A 17,740-nucleotide genomic window follows, 5' to 3' on the forward strand; every position below is an offset into this window, starting at 1 on the left:
GCGTTACCCAGCTTAAAAACCTAACGCGGCAGTTTAAGGCGCAGGGATTCAAAGTATATGCAAACGGGAGGTGATGCTGTTGGCGGATTATGATATCGGCGCCGCCTTCGAGGCGATCGAGGACGAACTGATTGCTTCCATGATCCGGAATATGGACCGTCATCGCGCTTGGGAAGATGACGAGGGAATCCAGTGGAGCATGTGGCAGGCAGAACAGTTAAAAACGCTGGAGAAGTATAAGAAAGCCAATCAGAAGCGCTACGGGAAGCAGTTTAAGGATATCAACGGTCAGATTGGAGAAATCCTTTACAAGGCAAGGCAGACTGGGAATATGCAGCAAGAGATCCAGATCCTGAACGCCATTAAGAATGGATTTACCGGCGCAAATAAAGTCTCCCAGGGTACCGCGGCAGAGTTCTTCCGTCTAAACAACCGGAAACTGGAAGCCCTGATCGAAGCCACCACGAACGATATGGAACGGGCAGAGACAGCAATCCTTAGGAAAGCTAATGATGAGTACCGGAAGGTAATATACAACGCTCAGGTCTATGCCAATACCGGCGCCGGAACTTACGAGAAGGCCGTGGACATGGCTACAAAGGATATGTTGTCCCGTGGTCTTACATGTGTAGAGTATGCAAACGGAGCCCGCCATACTCTGGCTGATTACGCTGACATGGCAATCAGGACGGCCAGCAAGCGGGCGTATTTGCAGGGAGAGGGAGAGAAGCGGCAGGAATGGGGAATTACCACTGTTATTATGGTAAAGCGTGGGAATCCTTGCCCGAAGTGTCTGCCGTTTGTTGGTAAAGTTCTGATTGATGATGTGTGGAGCGGCGGGAAGAAATCCGATGGGTCGTATCCGTTGATGAGCAAGGCCATAGCCGCTGGCTTATACCACCCACGATGTAAGGACAGCCATACAACCTATTTCCCAGGTATCTCCACGGCTGATGACTCATGGACAGAGAAGGAGTTGGAGGACATCGGCCAGGCCAATACGCAGGAGACCAAACAACAGTATGCGAAACGGCAGACCGAGAAGTTTGACAGGCTGTCTGACAACTCGTTGGATGATGAAAATCGGAAACAATATCAGCAGAAGGCGGAGGCGTGGAAAAAACAATGTCCGATATCAATCGGTGGAATTGATTGTGCCGTTACGAAAGAGGATTATGGTCTTCCAGATGGCTGTGGTGGTGTCAAGAGAACTGCAAAGGCTACAATATACGAGACTCCGGATGGAACAAAATTCGTTTTTCCAGAAAAAATGAATTCTGCAAAGCAAATGATGACTCCCGAAAAGGCAATTGAATTATGGCAAAATGTTCCGGAAACAATTCGACAACAGGGGCCAAAGACAATTGAATTTGTGGATTATTATAACCCGCAGGATAGTTATTGGAAGAAGAAGTACAAAAATTTCACACATTCCTATGCAACCGGGGGAGATAAAATTACATTTTATCGGCATGATTATCCCCACAATGATGACTACGTTGTAAGAACATATTGCCATGAGTCCGGCCATTATATAGATAGGCAGATAGCGTCGACTGAAAAACATTTTTCTTCAGAAGTTTTGTGGACAGAGTCTATGAAAAAAGATATAATAGAGTCAGGAAAGAAATCTCCGACACCGTATGGAGAAAATGCACCAGCGGAAGACTTTGCGGAAAGTATAGCAGAATATGTTGCAGATACAGAAGCATTTAAGAAGAGTTTTCCTAACAGAGCATCTCTTTTAAATTTAATTTTGGGAATATAGGAGGTGAACCATGAAATATCAGAAAATCGAAGAGAAAACACCAAGCGGGGGCGATTATTCAGAAATCTACTATTTCGATGATGACAATAATCCAATTGATAAAAAACAGGCGTCAAAATGCGTTATCAGAGAATGTAAAAAAGATGGGGAACTTGTCAATGAAACGTGGGGACGATGTAAATAATATTGCCAGTTTATGGGAAGAGGAGTGATATGGAAGATGGATGATTTTCGTTTGATTTATAAAATCCTTCGCATCCTGCAAAAATCAATGGACTGTGAGGAAATTGATGCTGACATTTTGTCTCCGGAAAGGCTTGAATTGTCGGTACCGAAATGGAGTCGTATAATGGCGATGTTGTTGAAAGAAGGATACATCACAGGGGGAGAGACATGGAATGCTATGGACTGCGGATACCCCAGAGTGTCATTAACAAGACCAGAGATTACTTTAAAAGGTCTTGAGTATCTGGAAGAAAATACCCTGATGAAGAAAGCGGCAAGCCTTGCAAAAGGAATAAAGGATACAATACCGGGTTTATAACCACCAGTCAGTAAATGGCCGGTGGTATTTTATTGCGATATCGCAATAGAATTGATTTAACACGCAGGATTACCCTGGGTGTTATTTTTATGCCCAAACACGAGCAAGGCTTAAAAATCTGCGTGGCCGGCGATACCGATGACAATGAACAGCAATAAGGGTGACACCCTCAAAATGGAAAGGAGTAATTGAAGCATGATGAAAAAGATGAATTTACAATTTTTTGCAGAGCCGGCAGGGGGAGGAGATCCGGGCGCGGGATCAGTACCAGCAGGAGCGGGTCAGCAGACTCCACCAGCCGCTGGCAGTCCACAGGCATCACAGATTGACTATAGTAAGATCCAGCAGATGCTTGATGGAACATTGGCAGCCAAAGAAGATACGGCGCTGAAGGCCTATTTCAAACAGCAGGGCTTGTCTGAGGAAGAGATGAAGCAGGCGATTGCAGGATTCAAACAGCAGAAAGCAGCCCAACAGCCGGATGTGAATGCTCTTCAGACACAGATCACGCAGGCTCAGGCTATAGCCCAGAAGGCAATGCTTGAAAAAGAGGCTACTCTTACAGCGATCAGTCTGGGGCTTGATGCAAAGACAATTCCATATGTCCTTAAGATGGCGGATTTAAGCCAGGTCTCAGGGCAGGACGGAAAGATCAATGATGAGTCGCTGAAAAATGCGATCAATAAGGTGCTGGAAGACGTGCCGGCGCTTAAACCGCAGGCGGCAGGTTCTACCGGTTTTATCCAGGTAGGTGCCTCAGGATCCGGACAGCAAACAAGTAATGACGACGCCTTAAAGAAGGCATTCGGACTTTAAAGAAAGAGAGGAACTAACACATGGCAGTATACGATTATGCAACAACCTTTACGCAGCTTCTCCAGCAGAAGTATGCAAAAGAACTGTGCTCTGATGCACTGACACAGAGCAATCAGAGTGTGAAGTTTATTAACGCCCAGACCATTAAACTCCCGAGAATGACGGTATCCGGGTATAAGGATCATACCAGGACACCGGGATTCAACTCCGGTACCCTCAGTAATGACTGGGAGGCTAAAAAACTGGAGCACGACAGAGATGTGGAATTCTGGATTGATCCCATGGACATCGACGAAACGAATCTTACCTTATCAGTGGCAAATATCCAGAATACCTTTGAAACGGAGCAGGCGATCCCGGAAAAGGATTCTTACCGTTTTTCCAAGCTCCACGCAGAACTTACAGGATATTCCGGCCGGATCAGCAACGATGTGATAGCAGCCGCAAATTTCCTCGAGGCATTTGATGAGGAGATGGCACGCATGGACGAGGCAGGGGTTCCGGAAGAGGGGAGAATGCTGTACGTCACTCCGGCCATGAACAAGATCATTAAGGAGGCAGAGGGGCTTCAGCGGGTTATGACCGTGACGTCTCCTTCCACCATTAACCGGAATGTCCACAGTCTGGATAATGTTTCTATTAAGATGGTACCGGCCGCCAGAATGAAGACAAAGTATGACTTTACAGCCGGCTGTGTGGCGGCGACCGATGCGAAACAGATCAACTGGATCCTGATTCATACATCCTGTGTGGTTTGCCGCGACAGGTACAGCTATATCAAGCTGTTTACTCCGGGAACCGATTCCAGGACCGCAGATGGCTATCTGTACCAGAACCGTAACTTTGGCGATCTGTTCCTGTTGGAGAAAAAGGTAGAAGGCTGTGCCATGAATGTGGCAGCCGGAGCGTAAGGAGGAGCTAAGATGAGAGCGGTTAAAGGAAACAAGGAGTACACGATTGACGAATCACAGCAGAAGTTTTACCAGGACGGCGGTTTTGATATTCTGGGTGATGATGGCGAGACAATTGCATATGGCCGCGGCAAGACGGTTCCATATGAGGAGCACGCAAAAGCCGTAAAGGAGATCGAACGCCTGCAGGGAATAGCAGCTGAGCGGTACGAAGAATTAGAAGCCTTGAAAGAAGAAATTGCAGGACTCAAGGCTGCGAAACAGGAGCAGAAGGCGCCGGGTAAGAAAGCTGGTGAATAGTATGGCATGCGAACCATATGTCACATCAGAATATTACTTTAACGAGTACCACGGTACAGTCCTGAAGGAATGCGCTGAGATCAATCAGCGGCTCCGGCAGGCCAGCCGCCATATTGATTCCCTGACCTATAACCGCATTATAGGCCGGGGATTTTCCAATTTGACGCCTTTTCAGCAGGAAACAATCAGAGAAGCAGTCTGCCAGCAGGCGGATTTTGAGTATGAGAACGCCGACGAGATCAGCACAATTTTATCTGGCTATAGTTTGAATGGAGCGTCGGTTCAATTCGGGCAGAGTTGGAACGTCTATACGGATAAGGGCGTGGCGATGATGCGTGATACATATGCCCTGTTGTCTCAAACTGGCATGTGCTGCCGGTTAGCGAGGTGATTTAATGAGATACCCATGTTTAGTACCTAAAAAGCTCTGCAAGGTAGATATACACGTCCATCTGGAGTCTGAAGACGTGAATAACCACGGAGAGCCGGAGCAGATACTTGATCTGGATCTGAAATGTAACTTTCAGGACCGAGCTAAGACAATCCTGACGGCGGAAAAAAAACTGATCCAGATCACTGGCACGGCCATGTTTCCGGGTGATATTGCACCGAACTTTCCGATACTCAGCGGCGGTACGGTGACCGTGTTCGGCCAGGAACGTCGGATCGAACAGGGAATGAAGGCCAGGAATCCAGATGGGACGGTTAATTACAGCCAGCTGGAGGTGATCTAATGCAGGTTAAGTCATCGGTAAAAATGAATTTTCCACGAATTAAGCAGCTTACCCAGGCGGCAGTCACCGCGCTGGAAATGACGGCGGAAGCACTGCATACAGAGGTAGTACAGGCGCAGGTTATGCCATTTGACAGCGGCCATCTGGAAGAAGATGCATCGTTCGTAGATTACAGCGAGTCCAAGCATGGGAGAGCGAGACTGGTTTCCAGTACGCCATATGCCCGCCGGCTTTACTATCATCCGGAATATGATTACCAGACAGATGAGAATCCGTTTGCCGGCGGTGAGTGGTATTCGCCATGGCTGAAGGGCGGAAAGCAGGAAGACTTTGCAAAGAAAGCCTTCAAGCAATTTTATAAGAGAGTAGGTGCTGTATGATGTTGACTCTGGATAATATCCGCGGTTACATTGCAAGCCTGGGAATTGCTGACGATAACAATGTCTATATCGGTAAGCTGAACGGCAAGAAGGAACATTCAATCGGCGTGTACCATAGAAAAGACAGCGGGCCGCCTGTGATGGCTCTGGGTGGCTACGAATACAGCAGCTATGATATCCGGCGCCTCTCCCTTCTGATCCACTGGGATAAGAGCGTGCAGGCATCGGAGCAGGCCGCCTATGAGTTATATGAGAAACTTAAAAATGGATCCAGCCTGTCCATAGGGGATACGCCCATTCACTGTATTATCCTTCAGGTACCCGAACCGGTTGATGTGGGGACAGATGACAAGGGCGTATACGAATATGTGATATGGCTGGATTTTGTATATGGAAAGTGAGGAACGATAAATGGCAGAAACTGCACGTGTATTTAAAGTATCTAATAATAAGTTCAAGTTTGGAACGAAGGGACTGGAAAGTGCGGACGCGGATATGATGATGCCGAAAGATTTGACCAATTTCGCGCCAACAATCGACAACACAACAGATGAGTGGTATGCAATGGACGCGGAAGGCTGGGCTAAAAGCGCCGTCGTTGGTAAGAAACTCAGTTTTTCCTTCCAGGGGAAGAGGAGCGTTGGCGATCCGGGGAATGACTATATAGCCAGTCTGTTTATGGCTATGGGCAGCGATGCAATGACAAAGTTCGAATGGGAAATGGTATCTGGTGCAAAGCTGGCGTTTGACTGTGTCATTAACGTAACGACACCAGGCGGCGGGGATACTGCGGCACTTGATGCGCTTGAATTTGAAGTAGTCTGCTATGGCAAGCCGGTTTTTACACCAGCAGCGCCCGCCGCATAAGGAGGAATAAGAGATGGCAAAAGTAATTGATATCACAGATAAGCTTACCTTTGACGGGAATCCGTCATTAATGATTAAAGGCAAAAAGCTGGAGGTCAACGCTGATGCTCCAACCATGCTTAAAGTAATGAATTTTATGACAGCGGGCGGTGTAGAGATTAATCAAATCAATGAAGCGTATGAGCTGATTTTCCCGGAAAAGTCCCGTAAGGAAATTGAAAAATTTAAATTAAACTTCGAGGATTGGACGACTGTGGTAGAAGCGGCTATGGACCTGGTAGTAGGCGAGGAAAACAGCCAGGGGGAGCAGTGACCCGTACTACGATTTGTTTGAAGACTGGAATTTGATTATTTCCAGTTTCCTGTCGCAGTACGGGCTGAGAATAAGGACAAAAGAATTTGAGTCAGTTAGTTGGGATGAGTTCAAGTCCCTTCTGGCCGGAATAGATCCGGAGACCGTGTTGGGGCGTATCGTGGCGATCCGATCAGAGACGGATAAAGATGTAATTAAGCATTTTACCACAGACCAGAAGCGGATTTACGATGAGTGGCATAAACGTCAGGCCGAGCAGATGAGCCCTCAGGCATACGGTCAGCAGATGGAATATCTGGAGCGGCAGATGGCTTTCCTGTGCGGAGGTGGTTGAGATTGAGAAGATAAAAACAGAAAGAGAAAAAGTGAGGTGCCCGTATTGCGGGTACCCTGTTAATGCAATCAGAAATCAGGACGCCAGGTGTCAGGGCGTCTTTTTTAAATGCAAAAATAAGGATTGCAAACGGGAATTTGAATTAAGAATCTAAGACGCTGTGCCGATGTGCCTGTCTTACCAGATGAGTAAAGGCAGGTGATAGTATGGCAGCTGAGAGCGTCGGACAAATTGGTCTTGACCTTACAGTAAATGATCGAAGTTTTAAGAAGCAGATGGTCGGCATTCAGGGCATGGCAAAGAAAGCGGGCGCCGCCCTGGCTGCCGCATTTGCAGTTAAAAAGATTATAGATTTCGGGGCTTCCTGTATTGAGCTGGGATCGGATCTTGCCGAGGTCCAGAACGTCGTTGACGTGACATTCCCTCGAATGTCAAAACAAGTAGATGAGTTCGCCCGGAATGCGGCAGGATCCTTCGGCCTGTCTGAAACGATGGCAAAGAAGTTCACGGGTACGTTCGGCGCTATGGCGAAGGCATTCGGGTTCAACGAGCAAGCAGCCTACGAGATGTCTACGGCCCTTACCGGTCTGGCTGGAGACGTTGCGTCGTTCTACAACATCAGCCAGGACGAAGCATACACCAAAATGAAGGCGGTGTTCACCGGAGAAACTGAGGTCTTGAAAGATCTCGGAATTGTCATGACCCAGAATGCACTCGATGCTTATGCCATGGCAAACGGATACGGTAAAGTTACGGCCAAAATGACCGAGGCTGAAAAGGTAGCATTACGGTATCAGTTCGTGACAGATCAGCTGGCCCTGGCTTCCGGGGATTTTATCCGGACGAGTGACGGCTGGGCGAATCAGGTTCGTATCCTGCAACTTCAGTTTGATAGCTTAAAGGCGACGATCGGCCAAGGGCTCATCAATGTCCTTACTCCTGTGATTAAGGTTATTAACCTTATAATCAACAAGTTGATGAGCCTGGCCAATGCTTTTAAATCCCTGACAGATATGTTTGCTGGGAAGAAATCAGGCGGAGGAGGCGCTGCGGTTGCAGCCGCCGGTATGGAAGGCGTAGCAGAATCCGCGGATAATGCAGGAACAGCCATGGGCGGAGCTGGGAGCGCTGCGAAAAAGGCCGCGAAAGATATCAAGGGAGCCACAAGTGGCATTGACGAACTCAATGTCATTCAGGCGCCAGATAGTGGTGGATCTGGTGGCGCGAGCGGCGGATATGCGGCCGACGAGTTCGATATGGGGGAAGTTGATACTTCAGCCATTGATGAGATGGATAGTAAGTATCAGGGACTCATTGATAAGGCCAGAGAGCTTTCCAGTCTGTTTAAGGGTGGATTTAATATTGCCTTCGGAGATAAAGGCGTTTTAGACAGTATTCAGCAGTCCATCACTAATATTGGGCAGAGCCTAAAAGATATATTCCTGGATCCGGCTGTCGTTTCTGCGGCAGATGAGTTTCTAAATCGGTTTGTATTTAATCTGGGTAAAGTTGCTGGTTCCACTGCAAGCATTGGTGCATCATTTGCTGATAATCTACTGGGCGGGATCAGCCTGTACTTAGAGCAGAACAAGGAACGTCTGATCGAATATATTGTAGCAATGTTTGATATCGGTTCCAGAATCTCTGAGATAAGTGGCCGATTTTCGACCGCAGTAGCTAAAATATTTGAGTCTTTCCGGAGTGACAGTGCAAAACAGATCACAGCTGACATCATCGGGATTTTTTCTGAAGGATTTATGGGTGTTACTGAACTGGCAGGCACGTTTCTGGCTGATTTACTAGACGTGCTTACTGGCCCGATTATAGATAATGCAGATTATATCAAATCAACGCTGGAAAATACATTTAGCGCGATTGAACCGGTATTTGCAACGATTAAGTCAGTGATCGAGGAAGCATTCACCAAAATAGGTAACGCATACAACGACCATGTAGCACCTATGCTCATGTCATTTAAAAAAGGATTTTCTGAAATAACAGAAAAACTTTTGGACGCTTATAATCAGTACATCCTCCCGGTAATATCAGAAATGTCCCAGAAATTCCAGGAGTTTCACGAACAATATTTAAGCCCTCTTATAGATAAGTTTCTTGATTTCACTGGAAAAGTCGCTGATGCTATAACGACGGTGTGGGAAAATTTCCTTAAGCCATTTGTTTTATGGTTTATTGGGACAATGGTTCCTATCATTGGCAATGCATTATCAGGACTGGTTGACATGTTCTTTGGCTGGTGGAAAGGAATTAGCGAGACTCTGGGCCATGTATTCGACGCGCTGGGCGGTTTGATGGATTTTATCACCGGAATCTTTACTGGAGACTGGAAAAAGGCATGGGAAGGCATTAAGACATTTTTCAGCCAAATATGGGAGGCTATGAAGAGCCTGACAAATACCCTGATGACTGCAATAAGCAATATTATAAGTACGGTGCTGGGCGTTATTAAAGGTGTATGGGAATCTATTTGGGGAAAGATTAAGGAGTTTGCTTCCGGACTCTGGAATGGTTTAAAAGACTCAGCATCAGAGATATTCAATAGCATCAAGGATAAGCTGTCTGAAATCTGGGATAGCGTAAAGTCCACGATTGAGGAAAAGTGGAATGCCATCAAAGAGTGGTTCGATGGAATCTGGCAGAAGATCAAAGATATTTTCAATCTTGACGAAATGCTGCAAGTCGGAAAGAACATCATGAACAAACTGTGGGAAGGTATGAGTAATATCTGGGAAGACGTGAAAAACTGGCTGGGCGGCATTGCAGATTTTGTAGGAAGTGTCTGGGACGGTATTGTAGATGGTGCAAAGAATCTGTTCAAGCGAGGTAAAGAAGAAGCTGAAGAAAGTGACAGTGATAGTTCCGGGCCGGGAGGCACTTCCGACTATGTTGACAGTGGCCCAGGTGTAAAGGGCCATGCAACCGGAGGCTTCCCGAAATCAGGCCAGATGTTTGTGGCCAATGAAAACGGCACCCCTGAGATGATTGGTAAGTGGGGCGGTAAAGCGGCGGTTGCCAATAACACGCAGATCACTCAGGGAATCTCTCAGGCAGTACAGGGTGGCATGAGAGCAGCCCTTACACCATTGGTTAATAGCATAAGGAGTATGACAAGCAATGCAACGCCGCGTCTGGCTATGGTGGGATCATCGAGTCCTGGCTATGAAGACACCGGGAGAATACGAGATATGGTCGATAAGGCCGTTGCAATGGCAGCCAGACCGGACGGCATGAGCGAGCAGTACTTAATCATTATGATCGATCTACTTAAGAAGATTATCGAGCTGATCGAGAACTTTGATCTGGTGGTCAACATAGATATCCGTGAGATCCGACAGAAGCTTAAGGATCTCGAAAAACGGTCAGGCTTTTCGTTTGGATAAGGAGGTGGAGACGTGGCTTTTATTACAATCAACGGTCGGGAGTTTCCGCCTCCCGACAACATGGCCGACTTAATTGTCGCCACGAACGTGAGCGATGGTAAAAATGCCCTCGGCGAGTTTATCGGGGACCGCGTCGGTAGGGATCAGTACAAGGTGGATAACCTGCAATGGTCCTATCTGGACGCAGCTACGTGGGCGGAGATGTTACAGGCGTTTTCGGAGTTCGTAGTGACGGCCCGGATCCCCGACATGGTACACGATGGCTGGATTACAATCCAGATGTACCCGGGCAACCGGACCGGTACGCCGTGTGAATATGACAGTGACGGCCGGCCCACCCGGTATAAGGTGTGCAAGGTCAATCTGGTGGATTGCGGGGTGATTGACTGATGCAGGCGGTAAGCAGAGCCTATAAAGAGACACAGACAAAGCAGACCAGAGATCAGATGTACATGGACGTCACCATCGGTGTTATCAACCAGGCAGCACAGAATAACTCTTCCGTGGATCCGGGCCAGTGTACGGAGTTCTCGAACACCCGGAAGCTGTTGGACAACTACGACCCAGAGTACATGTACGCGACTTACGAACAAGACTTCTGGCGGGCCGATGGCTCCATGTTATTCCTGCCAGAGGACGGCAGCCCCTATTTCAACCAGGGGGCGGTCAGCCGGGAGCTGCTGGGGGCAATCCAGATCGATTACCACGGCGGCCCCTATGATATCCGGGGGCTGACTATAGATTTTTCGGATTACTTCCCGGTTGACTTTGACGTTGTGTCAGACAATAAGACGCTGAATGTCATCGGAAACAGCAGCCGGGTATACATAACCGAGGAGATTTTCGAGGACGCTACGTACATCCGGATCGTCCCTCACGCCATGGTCAACGGCCAGGGGCGGCTCCGGATTTTTAAAATATCCATGGGTGTTGGTATCTACTTTAAGAGCAGACAGATTACCTCGAGCAGTAAAAAGGAGTATCTGTCGCAGATTTCGGAGGAGCTGCCGACCATAGACCTATCCCTGACCGTGGAAAACAAGGGCCGGAAGTTTGACACCGAGAACCGCGACAGCGCCCTATATTATCTGGAGATCGGCCAGGAGGTCGAGATCAAGTACGGCGTGACACTGGCGGACGGCTCCATCGAGTGGCTGGACGGAGCGAAGCTATACCTGGACACGTGGAAGGCCGACGACGACCGCATGAGCTTCGGGGCGCGTGATGCAGTCGCAAACCTCAACGGGACGTATTACCGGGGGAGGCATGGCACCACAACGTTGTATGATCTGGCCGTCGATGTGCTGGCAGATGCAGACGTGGATCCTCGGAATTACGTACTGGACGATTATCTGCGGCAGGTGCTGGTTGTCAACCCGATGCCCGCAGTCACCCATGCAGAAGCGTTACAGATCATAGCCAACGCAGGCCGCTGCATCTTATACCAGGACCGACAGGGTATGATCCGGATTAAGGCAGCATTCGCCACGGTGATCTCTCCGGAGCGCATGACGGTGACGTCGGACGATGCCATGGAGTACTCGCACCTTAAAGAGGTTGTGCTGCCGAGCGTTAAGTACGATTATGCCAGGTATACACAGGATTACTGGGTGGCAGATGGCAGTATGTACTTTCTTCCAGAGGACGGAGGTAACTACTTAAATACCGGTTTTATAAGCAAGCAGGTGGCCGGAGATGATGGGCGATTTACAGATCCTCCAAAGCTGTCAATCCGACTGGAAGCGGCCATGAAGTACTACGGCCTGTCTATGGAGTTTGGCGGCAATCACCCGGTCGAGATGGTGATACACACCTATAAGGCCGGTGCATTGCAGGAAAGCTATACGCAGGGGATAACCGGCAACGAGATGGTAGTGGAACATGAGTTTCCGGAGTTCGATACCATAGTTTTTGAATTTACGCAGGCGCACTCCAACAACGATGTAATCGTCAACTATGTTAAGTTTGGGGACGTGAGCGATTATGAACTTAACTATCACAACATGCGGAAACCGCCTACAGGTATCCAGGTCGATAGGTATAAGGATCTCCGGGTGCAGATGACCAACTACTATGAGGGCACTGATCGTAAGGAGCTGTTTAAGGACGTGGTGCAGGGCGGCGGCCGTTATGTGGCTACGATGCTTAATGCAAGCCACGGGTATGCAGTTAATATTGGATCTATTGTGGAGTCTACGGCCTATAAGGTGATCGTGGATCTAAGCAGTGTTACCGGCTCTGTGGAGTTGATAATCACCGGCTGCGAATACCTCCAGACACCGTCTGACTATGTGCTGAGACTTAACCCGTCTGGACAGAGTAAGACCTGGACTAATCCTCTAATCAACGATGCGGCTCATGCGCAGCTGGTAGCGGAGTGGACTGGAAATTACCTGAACAACAATATCAACTATGAGATCAGCTACCGTGGGGATTTCCGGCTGGATCCTGGGGATATCGTATTCCTCCAGAACCAATATGTGGATAAGCTCCAAATCAACATCGGGGAGCATACGATCAATTACGACGGCGGAGCCGTATCCGGTACCGTGAAAGCAAGGAGGGCTGTTAATGGCGTGGGTAACACCTAAAACTAATTGGGTTAAGACGGACAGGATTAACTATGTGGATTACAACCGGATCAAAAACAACTTGGCGTATCTGCGGGATCTGGCGGCGCAGTTGTATCGGGAGTTTGACATCACAGTGGATCCGGACAAAGACAATTATAGTCTCTGGCCTTATCCGTCCGAGATCAACCGCTTGGAGGAGAATCTGGAGACAATCCGGAATCATACGTATCAGTTCCGGACGGGGCAGAAGCGGACCTATTACGGCAACGTCCCCACTATCGACTGGCAGGAGCTCAACCGCCTGGAATCAGCCACGCTGCTGATCCACGATAACTTACAGGGCCAGGCAGAGGGCAAGCGGCGGTTATCATTTAGATTAGGAGGTTTAAGAGGACTATGAAGACAGACTGGAAAGATGATATCTTCACCCGCCGGAAGCTCCGCATGGTAGACAACGGAGACGGCACGGTTACACCGGAGGACGCAACGGATTATACCCAGCGAGGAGACAGTTTCGGGGCGAAGGAACTCAATACGATTGGCGAGGAAGTAAATGAGATAAAAAAATCTGTCAGTGATGGAAAAGCCCTTGTTGCCGCAGCCATCACTGCGAAGAGAGTAGCAACAGCGGCGACAGCGACATTTAAGGAGATGGCAGCAAATATCGGACGCATTGTATTGGGATCCGGGAATGCACAGCCGGCGGATGTCCGGAAGGGAAAAACCTTTACGAACGATGAGGGAATAGAAAAAGCCGGGACTATGCCGGAGTACATATCCGGAACAAAAGGTATATCATGCGGATTAAACGACAGTGGCCTGTATTATTACATGGGCGCCGGTTACTGGATTCAAGACGGATCTGGAAAGTCGTGGGTCTATATGAGCCGCGACGAGGTGGCTGCCACAATCGGACTTAACCCGGATTGTATGCTGGACAGTATTAACGTGCTGGGAAAGCAGGGCAAGATCCAGTCCATGGCGGGAGTGACGATTACACCGCAAACCTATGCTCAGACAGTGCAGTCGGCGTGGAAACGCATGACAGGCAACGTGGAAATAGCAGCTGCATCACTTCCGCCGGCGAATGTGATTAAGAAGGGGTACCGGTATTGGATAGGCAGTAACTACGTTGACGGAACTTTTGAGGGGTATGTACCAATGCCGACGGATTTGTATGTAAGAGGTAATAACATAGTCGGATTCTCGAAATACGAGGGGTACGATCTCCCGAACTTTGATAGCGGACAACTTACATTCGTTACTAACTATGGTGGAATGCAAGCGCCGTTTGACTTCACCAGGTACACAAGAGTTAATTTTGAAATACACAAAACAGCTAAACAGGCCAACTCTTATATTTCGATTAGAGACCTCAACAATAAAGTCGTATATGCCAAAGTCGTACTGGACAATACATTAAATGTAACACAAACCGTATCGATCGCCCTTAATACATTGGCTATCAACTCGTTCTTCGGCTTTGAATTTGCGAGTTGGCGTGGCGCTGTATATCGCATTTGGGCGTCATAACTGACAAGAAAGGAAGAAAACTTATGAAATCATTAATCATCTACGACGCCACCGGCACAATCTGGTCGGTAATCCACGGTCAGGATACAGTCCCCGCCGGAGTCCTCGGTCTGGTCGTCACGATCCCAGACGGCGCGGCAGTTACCAGCATGGACGTCAGCAATCCTGCCAGTCCACAGCCGGTCTATCAGTACGACAGCAATGGTATCGATCTGCACGAGGAGGTCAAGACAATCAAGGCCATGATCGACGACATGTCCCTTATCCTGGCTGATGTGATTGGAGGTGTGTACTATGCTTAGTACAGCGGCGAAAAATATAATTATCTATGCGCTTAAGATCAGGCGCGGGCAGGGGGAAGATGTGGAAGAGATCCTGAAGGGATACCGCAACCTGACCGATGCCGAGAAATACGAGGTCTTACGGGCAGTGACAGAGGAGGGATAAGATGGACGGTACAATCCAAAACTATACGCTTGACATGGCGGCCGATACGAAAAAGGATCCGTTGGAGATCAAGCAGTACGACACGAACAGCCGATGGGCGCGTATATCTCTGGTAGCATTCAAGAGTCCATGGATTATCCCGTTTGGATGTCAGATACACATCAGCGTCCGGAAGACCGACGGGACTTTAGCCAATGCCACGTGTACGCGGGAAACTGAAAGTACAGTTCTTGCCCCAATAACAGACCAGATGGCTGCCGTAGCGGGAACCCATTTGGGGGAACTGTATTTTCTTGGCAATGATGGAGACATTAGATCCCAGACTTTTCCCGTAGTAGTACGAGATGCCGTCACAGACTTAGACCGATTGGCCTCCTCAGACGATTTCCAGGTTCTTAAGGACGCGCTCAGAGAAGTCAAAACCTCCACGGAAGCCGCAGACATTGCCGCCCAGTACGCTACGGAGCAGGGCAACTCTGCCAGAGATGCGGCCCAGCGTGCAAATGATGCAGCGGACAGCATACAGGTAGCGGTCGATGCGGCGGCGGCAGCCAAAGTTAGCGAGACCAACGCTAAGACATCGGAGATAGCTGCGGCGCAGACTCAGCAGGAGGTCACGGATTACGTCGAGGCGCAGAAGGCCGCCTTTGCCGGTTACTCAAAACGGGAGTCTGACAGCAAGTACGCCAACGCCCTGACAGAGACCGCGACAGGTGAGGGCGGCGTAACCGTAGAGGACGCGTGGACGGCGCCGGTGCTGGGGCTTGATGTGGCAGGTAAGAGTGAGCAGGTGGTGACGACGGGAGCGCAGTTGTTACCGCAGCCTCAATTCAACGATACTAAAAACGGTATCACTGTGAAAACACAGACGGACGGTGGAATTTCCATAACGGGAACCGCAACAGCCGCTATTACATTTACGGTTGCGGAAATCCTGCTTCAGGCGGGGCAGTATACACTGTCGGGATTATCCGGTTTGGTCGTTGGTAAAATGTATTTTCAGCTTGTTGAAATAAGTGCACAGGGTGGTCAATTTGTTGGTGAGCTGGCAAAGGTAGGCCATGTTACTAGCGCGACCGTTACAATTGACCATGATGTATGGGCGCGTGCAGAAATAAAAGTATTATCAGGAGTAACCGCCGATAGTGTTTGTTATCCCATGCTTAACGCCGGAGACACCGCCCTCCCCTGGGAACCCTACACCGGAGCCGCTCCCTCTCCCAGCCCGGACTACCCGCAGGACATTATCAGCGTGGGGACGGTGAGCACGGGGAAGCAGATGTTAAATGCTGACACGATTGTACAGGGCGGAATTAATGCGGATACAGGAGCAACGAATAATGCTTCTAATTTTGTGCGTAGTGATTATATACCAGTTAAGCCCGGAGATTATGTGCTAAGCGGTGATGGACTAAAGTCATATTTAAATTACGTTATGTATTTCAATCAAGAGAAAGTAATACAAAGTAGTTTGTCAATTAAACCAACTAACGGAAAATTTACTGTCACAGAGGGGACTGCATATATCAGAATTAGATTTATTGCCAAAGATGGTGCGGAGGGAACGGTGATACCATCGGAAGTAGTTGCACTTAAACCTATGCTCAACACAGGCGACATAGCCTTACCATGGGAGCCGTACACCGGAGGCAAGCCGAGCCCGTCGGTGGAGTATCCGCAGACGTTGGAGCTGGTGGTGACAGGGGCGCAGATGTTTTACAAATCTCTTGTGACGTTACAGGGGACAGGTGCAGAAGCTGATATCACGGACAAAAGAGCCATTAAGATTACTTACACAAGAGCTAATGGCGGAAAATATGCAGGATTTATTGTGGACGATAAAAGTAATATTGTTGGCAAGACATTAACAATATCGTACGGCAGTATCATACCGAGTAAAAGCGGTTTGACACCCGGTATCCGATTGTATTGGATAGACATTAATGGATCCGTATTATCCTATGTGGTGTATGTAAATAAATCTCCCACTACAATTACAATAGAGGATCCTCAAAATGATATGGCTACAAAATTGGCATTGTTGTTGTATGCCGATATCGGTGACGCGGCCGTCGTAAATGATTATGTAATATATAAGGATATCATGATTAACGCCGGAGACACCCCGCTCCCATGGGAGCCGTACAAAGACCGCCAAACTGCCCCCGTCACTTTGACAGAACCATTACATGGGACCGGAGAGTGCCGGGACAGGATCGCGTGCAAAGATGGGGAATGGGGGATTGAGCGGTATATTGGTGTGGTGGATAACGGGCAATGGAGGAAGCTAAATGTAGCATCAGGAAGCGCCGGACATAGGTTTGTATATGATGCAACAGATATGATCGAAAAATTAAATTGCATGGTTATATGCTCTAAATATACAAGACGTCCAAAGGGTGCTAGCTTTAACGCTATTGGCGATTATGTGGCGACAGATGAAGTGGGAAAAATTTTTATTCGCACGCTTAACCCTGATTTCGAAACGATCGAAGCATTTAGGGAATTTATAGCCGATGCAATCACCCTCTATCCCCTTGCCACCCCTACCTGGGAGCCTTTCCCCTCCGCCACCCAGCAGGCCCTCAACGCCCTGACGACCTACGCAGGCACAACACACTTGACGATCACCGCGGGCGGCCCGGCCCCTACGGTGACTCTGGACTACGTCAAGGACACCCACAAGGCGCTGGAGCAGTGCTATGAGGCGGCCAAAGAGTACACCGACAACCAGATAGCGACAATAGTAGCAGCCCTGCCGACAGCGACGCAGGCGGCTATTGTAGATAACCAGACAACTAAACTTTTACAGGAGGTATGAG

General features: G+C 48.7%; 21 protein-coding genes. All 21 read left to right on the forward strand.

The window, feature by feature from the left end:
• The first annotated feature begins 79 nt into the window (after positions 1–79).
• The 21 genes from H8S80_RS09955 to H8S80_RS10055 all read left to right on the forward strand — a co-directional run bounded on the left by H8S80_RS09955 (position 80) and on the right by H8S80_RS10055 (position 17,739).
• Positions 80–1,768: a phage minor capsid protein gene (locus tag H8S80_RS09955; protein WP_347561377.1), complete on the forward strand. Its 1,689-nt coding sequence runs from the start codon at positions 80–82 to the stop codon at positions 1,766–1,768.
• A gap of 10 nt (positions 1,769–1,778) precedes the next feature.
• Positions 1,779–1,952 (forward strand): hypothetical protein, encoded by a 174-nt coding sequence (locus H8S80_RS09960; protein WP_181987872.1) that lies wholly within the window; start codon positions 1,779–1,781, stop codon positions 1,950–1,952.
• Between the two features lie 36 nt (positions 1,953–1,988).
• Complete coding sequence (locus H8S80_RS09965; protein WP_117630700.1) at positions 1,989–2,312, forward strand: YjcQ family protein; 324 nt, start codon at positions 1,989–1,991, stop codon at positions 2,310–2,312.
• 198 nt (positions 2,313–2,510) lie between these two features.
• Positions 2,511–3,128 carry a hypothetical protein gene (locus H8S80_RS09970; protein WP_117630796.1) on the forward strand — a complete coding sequence of 206 codons (618 nt, stop codon included), beginning with the start codon at positions 2,511–2,513 and terminating at the stop codon, positions 3,126–3,128.
• 20 nt (positions 3,129–3,148) lie between these two features.
• Positions 3,149–4,039, forward strand: coding sequence for a capsid protein (locus H8S80_RS09975; protein ID WP_117630701.1), 891 nt, complete (start codon positions 3,149–3,151; stop codon positions 4,037–4,039).
• Between the two features lie 12 nt (positions 4,040–4,051).
• Positions 4,052–4,339: a hypothetical protein gene (locus H8S80_RS09980; protein WP_117630702.1), complete on the forward strand. Its 288-nt coding sequence runs from the start codon at positions 4,052–4,054 to the stop codon at positions 4,337–4,339.
• A gap of 1 nt (position 4,340) precedes the next feature.
• Positions 4,341–4,730, forward strand: a complete 390-nt coding sequence (locus H8S80_RS09985; protein WP_117630703.1) for a head-tail connector protein — start codon at positions 4,341–4,343, stop codon at positions 4,728–4,730.
• A 4-nt stretch (positions 4,731–4,734) separates the two neighbouring features.
• Positions 4,735–5,073 carry a hypothetical protein gene (locus tag H8S80_RS09990; RefSeq protein ID WP_117630704.1) on the forward strand — a complete coding sequence of 113 codons (339 nt, stop codon included), beginning with the start codon at positions 4,735–4,737 and terminating at the stop codon, positions 5,071–5,073.
• On the forward strand, positions 5,073–5,453 hold the full coding sequence (locus H8S80_RS09995) for a hypothetical protein (RefSeq protein ID WP_117630705.1): 381 nt from the start codon (positions 5,073–5,075) through the stop codon (positions 5,451–5,453). Before H8S80_RS09990 ends, H8S80_RS09995 begins: the two co-directional genes overlap by 1 nt.
• Positions 5,450–5,854 carry a minor capsid protein gene (locus H8S80_RS10000; RefSeq protein ID WP_243007830.1) on the forward strand — a complete coding sequence of 135 codons (405 nt, stop codon included), beginning with the start codon at positions 5,450–5,452 and terminating at the stop codon, positions 5,852–5,854. The genes H8S80_RS09995 and H8S80_RS10000 overlap by 4 nt, the downstream gene beginning before the upstream one ends.
• Positions 5,855–5,864: 10 nt before the next feature.
• Complete coding sequence (locus H8S80_RS10005) at positions 5,865–6,320, forward strand: phage tail tube protein (RefSeq protein WP_117630706.1); 456 nt, start codon at positions 5,865–5,867, stop codon at positions 6,318–6,320.
• Positions 6,321–6,333: 13 nt separating this feature from the next.
• On the forward strand, positions 6,334–6,633 hold the full coding sequence (locus H8S80_RS10010; protein ID WP_117630707.1) for a hypothetical protein: 300 nt from the start codon (positions 6,334–6,336) through the stop codon (positions 6,631–6,633).
• Positions 6,634–6,664: 31 nt separating this feature from the next.
• Positions 6,665–6,967 carry a Gp15 family bacteriophage protein gene (locus tag H8S80_RS10015; protein ID WP_243272805.1) on the forward strand — a complete coding sequence of 101 codons (303 nt, stop codon included), beginning with the start codon at positions 6,665–6,667 and terminating at the stop codon, positions 6,965–6,967.
• Positions 6,968–7,173: 206 nt separating this feature from the next.
• Positions 7,174–10,365 (forward strand): phage tail protein, encoded by a 3,192-nt coding sequence (locus tag H8S80_RS10020; protein ID WP_117630709.1) that lies wholly within the window; start codon positions 7,174–7,176, stop codon positions 10,363–10,365.
• A 12-nt stretch (positions 10,366–10,377) separates the two neighbouring features.
• A complete protein-coding gene (locus tag H8S80_RS10025) occupies positions 10,378–10,755 on the forward strand; it encodes a hypothetical protein (RefSeq protein ID WP_243007831.1) in 378 nt (125 codons plus the stop codon).
• On the forward strand, positions 10,755–12,956 hold the full coding sequence (locus H8S80_RS10030; protein ID WP_117630710.1) for a hypothetical protein: 2,202 nt from the start codon (positions 10,755–10,757) through the stop codon (positions 12,954–12,956). Before H8S80_RS10025 ends, H8S80_RS10030 begins: the two co-directional genes overlap by 1 nt.
• Positions 12,937–13,338 (forward strand): hypothetical protein, encoded by a 402-nt coding sequence (locus tag H8S80_RS10035; protein WP_117630711.1) that lies wholly within the window; start codon positions 12,937–12,939, stop codon positions 13,336–13,338. The genes H8S80_RS10030 and H8S80_RS10035 overlap by 20 nt, the downstream gene beginning before the upstream one ends.
• Complete coding sequence (locus H8S80_RS10040) at positions 13,335–14,471, forward strand: hypothetical protein (protein ID WP_117630712.1); 1,137 nt, start codon at positions 13,335–13,337, stop codon at positions 14,469–14,471. Before H8S80_RS10035 ends, H8S80_RS10040 begins: the two co-directional genes overlap by 4 nt.
• Before the next feature lie 23 nt (positions 14,472–14,494).
• Complete coding sequence (locus tag H8S80_RS10045) at positions 14,495–14,773, forward strand: hypothetical protein (protein ID WP_117630713.1); 279 nt, start codon at positions 14,495–14,497, stop codon at positions 14,771–14,773.
• The gene (locus tag H8S80_RS10050; RefSeq protein WP_181987873.1) at positions 14,766–14,918 is read left to right on the forward strand and encodes a hypothetical protein; all 153 of its coding nucleotides are present in this window, start codon (positions 14,766–14,768) and stop codon (positions 14,916–14,918) included. The genes H8S80_RS10045 and H8S80_RS10050 overlap by 8 nt, the downstream gene beginning before the upstream one ends.
• Before the next feature lies 1 nt (position 14,919).
• Positions 14,920–17,739: a hypothetical protein gene (locus H8S80_RS10055; protein ID WP_117630714.1), complete on the forward strand. Its 2,820-nt coding sequence runs from the start codon at positions 14,920–14,922 to the stop codon at positions 17,737–17,739.
• Position 17,740: the final 1 nt, after the last annotated feature.

It is taken from the genome of Hungatella sp. L36, assembly GCF_014288035.1.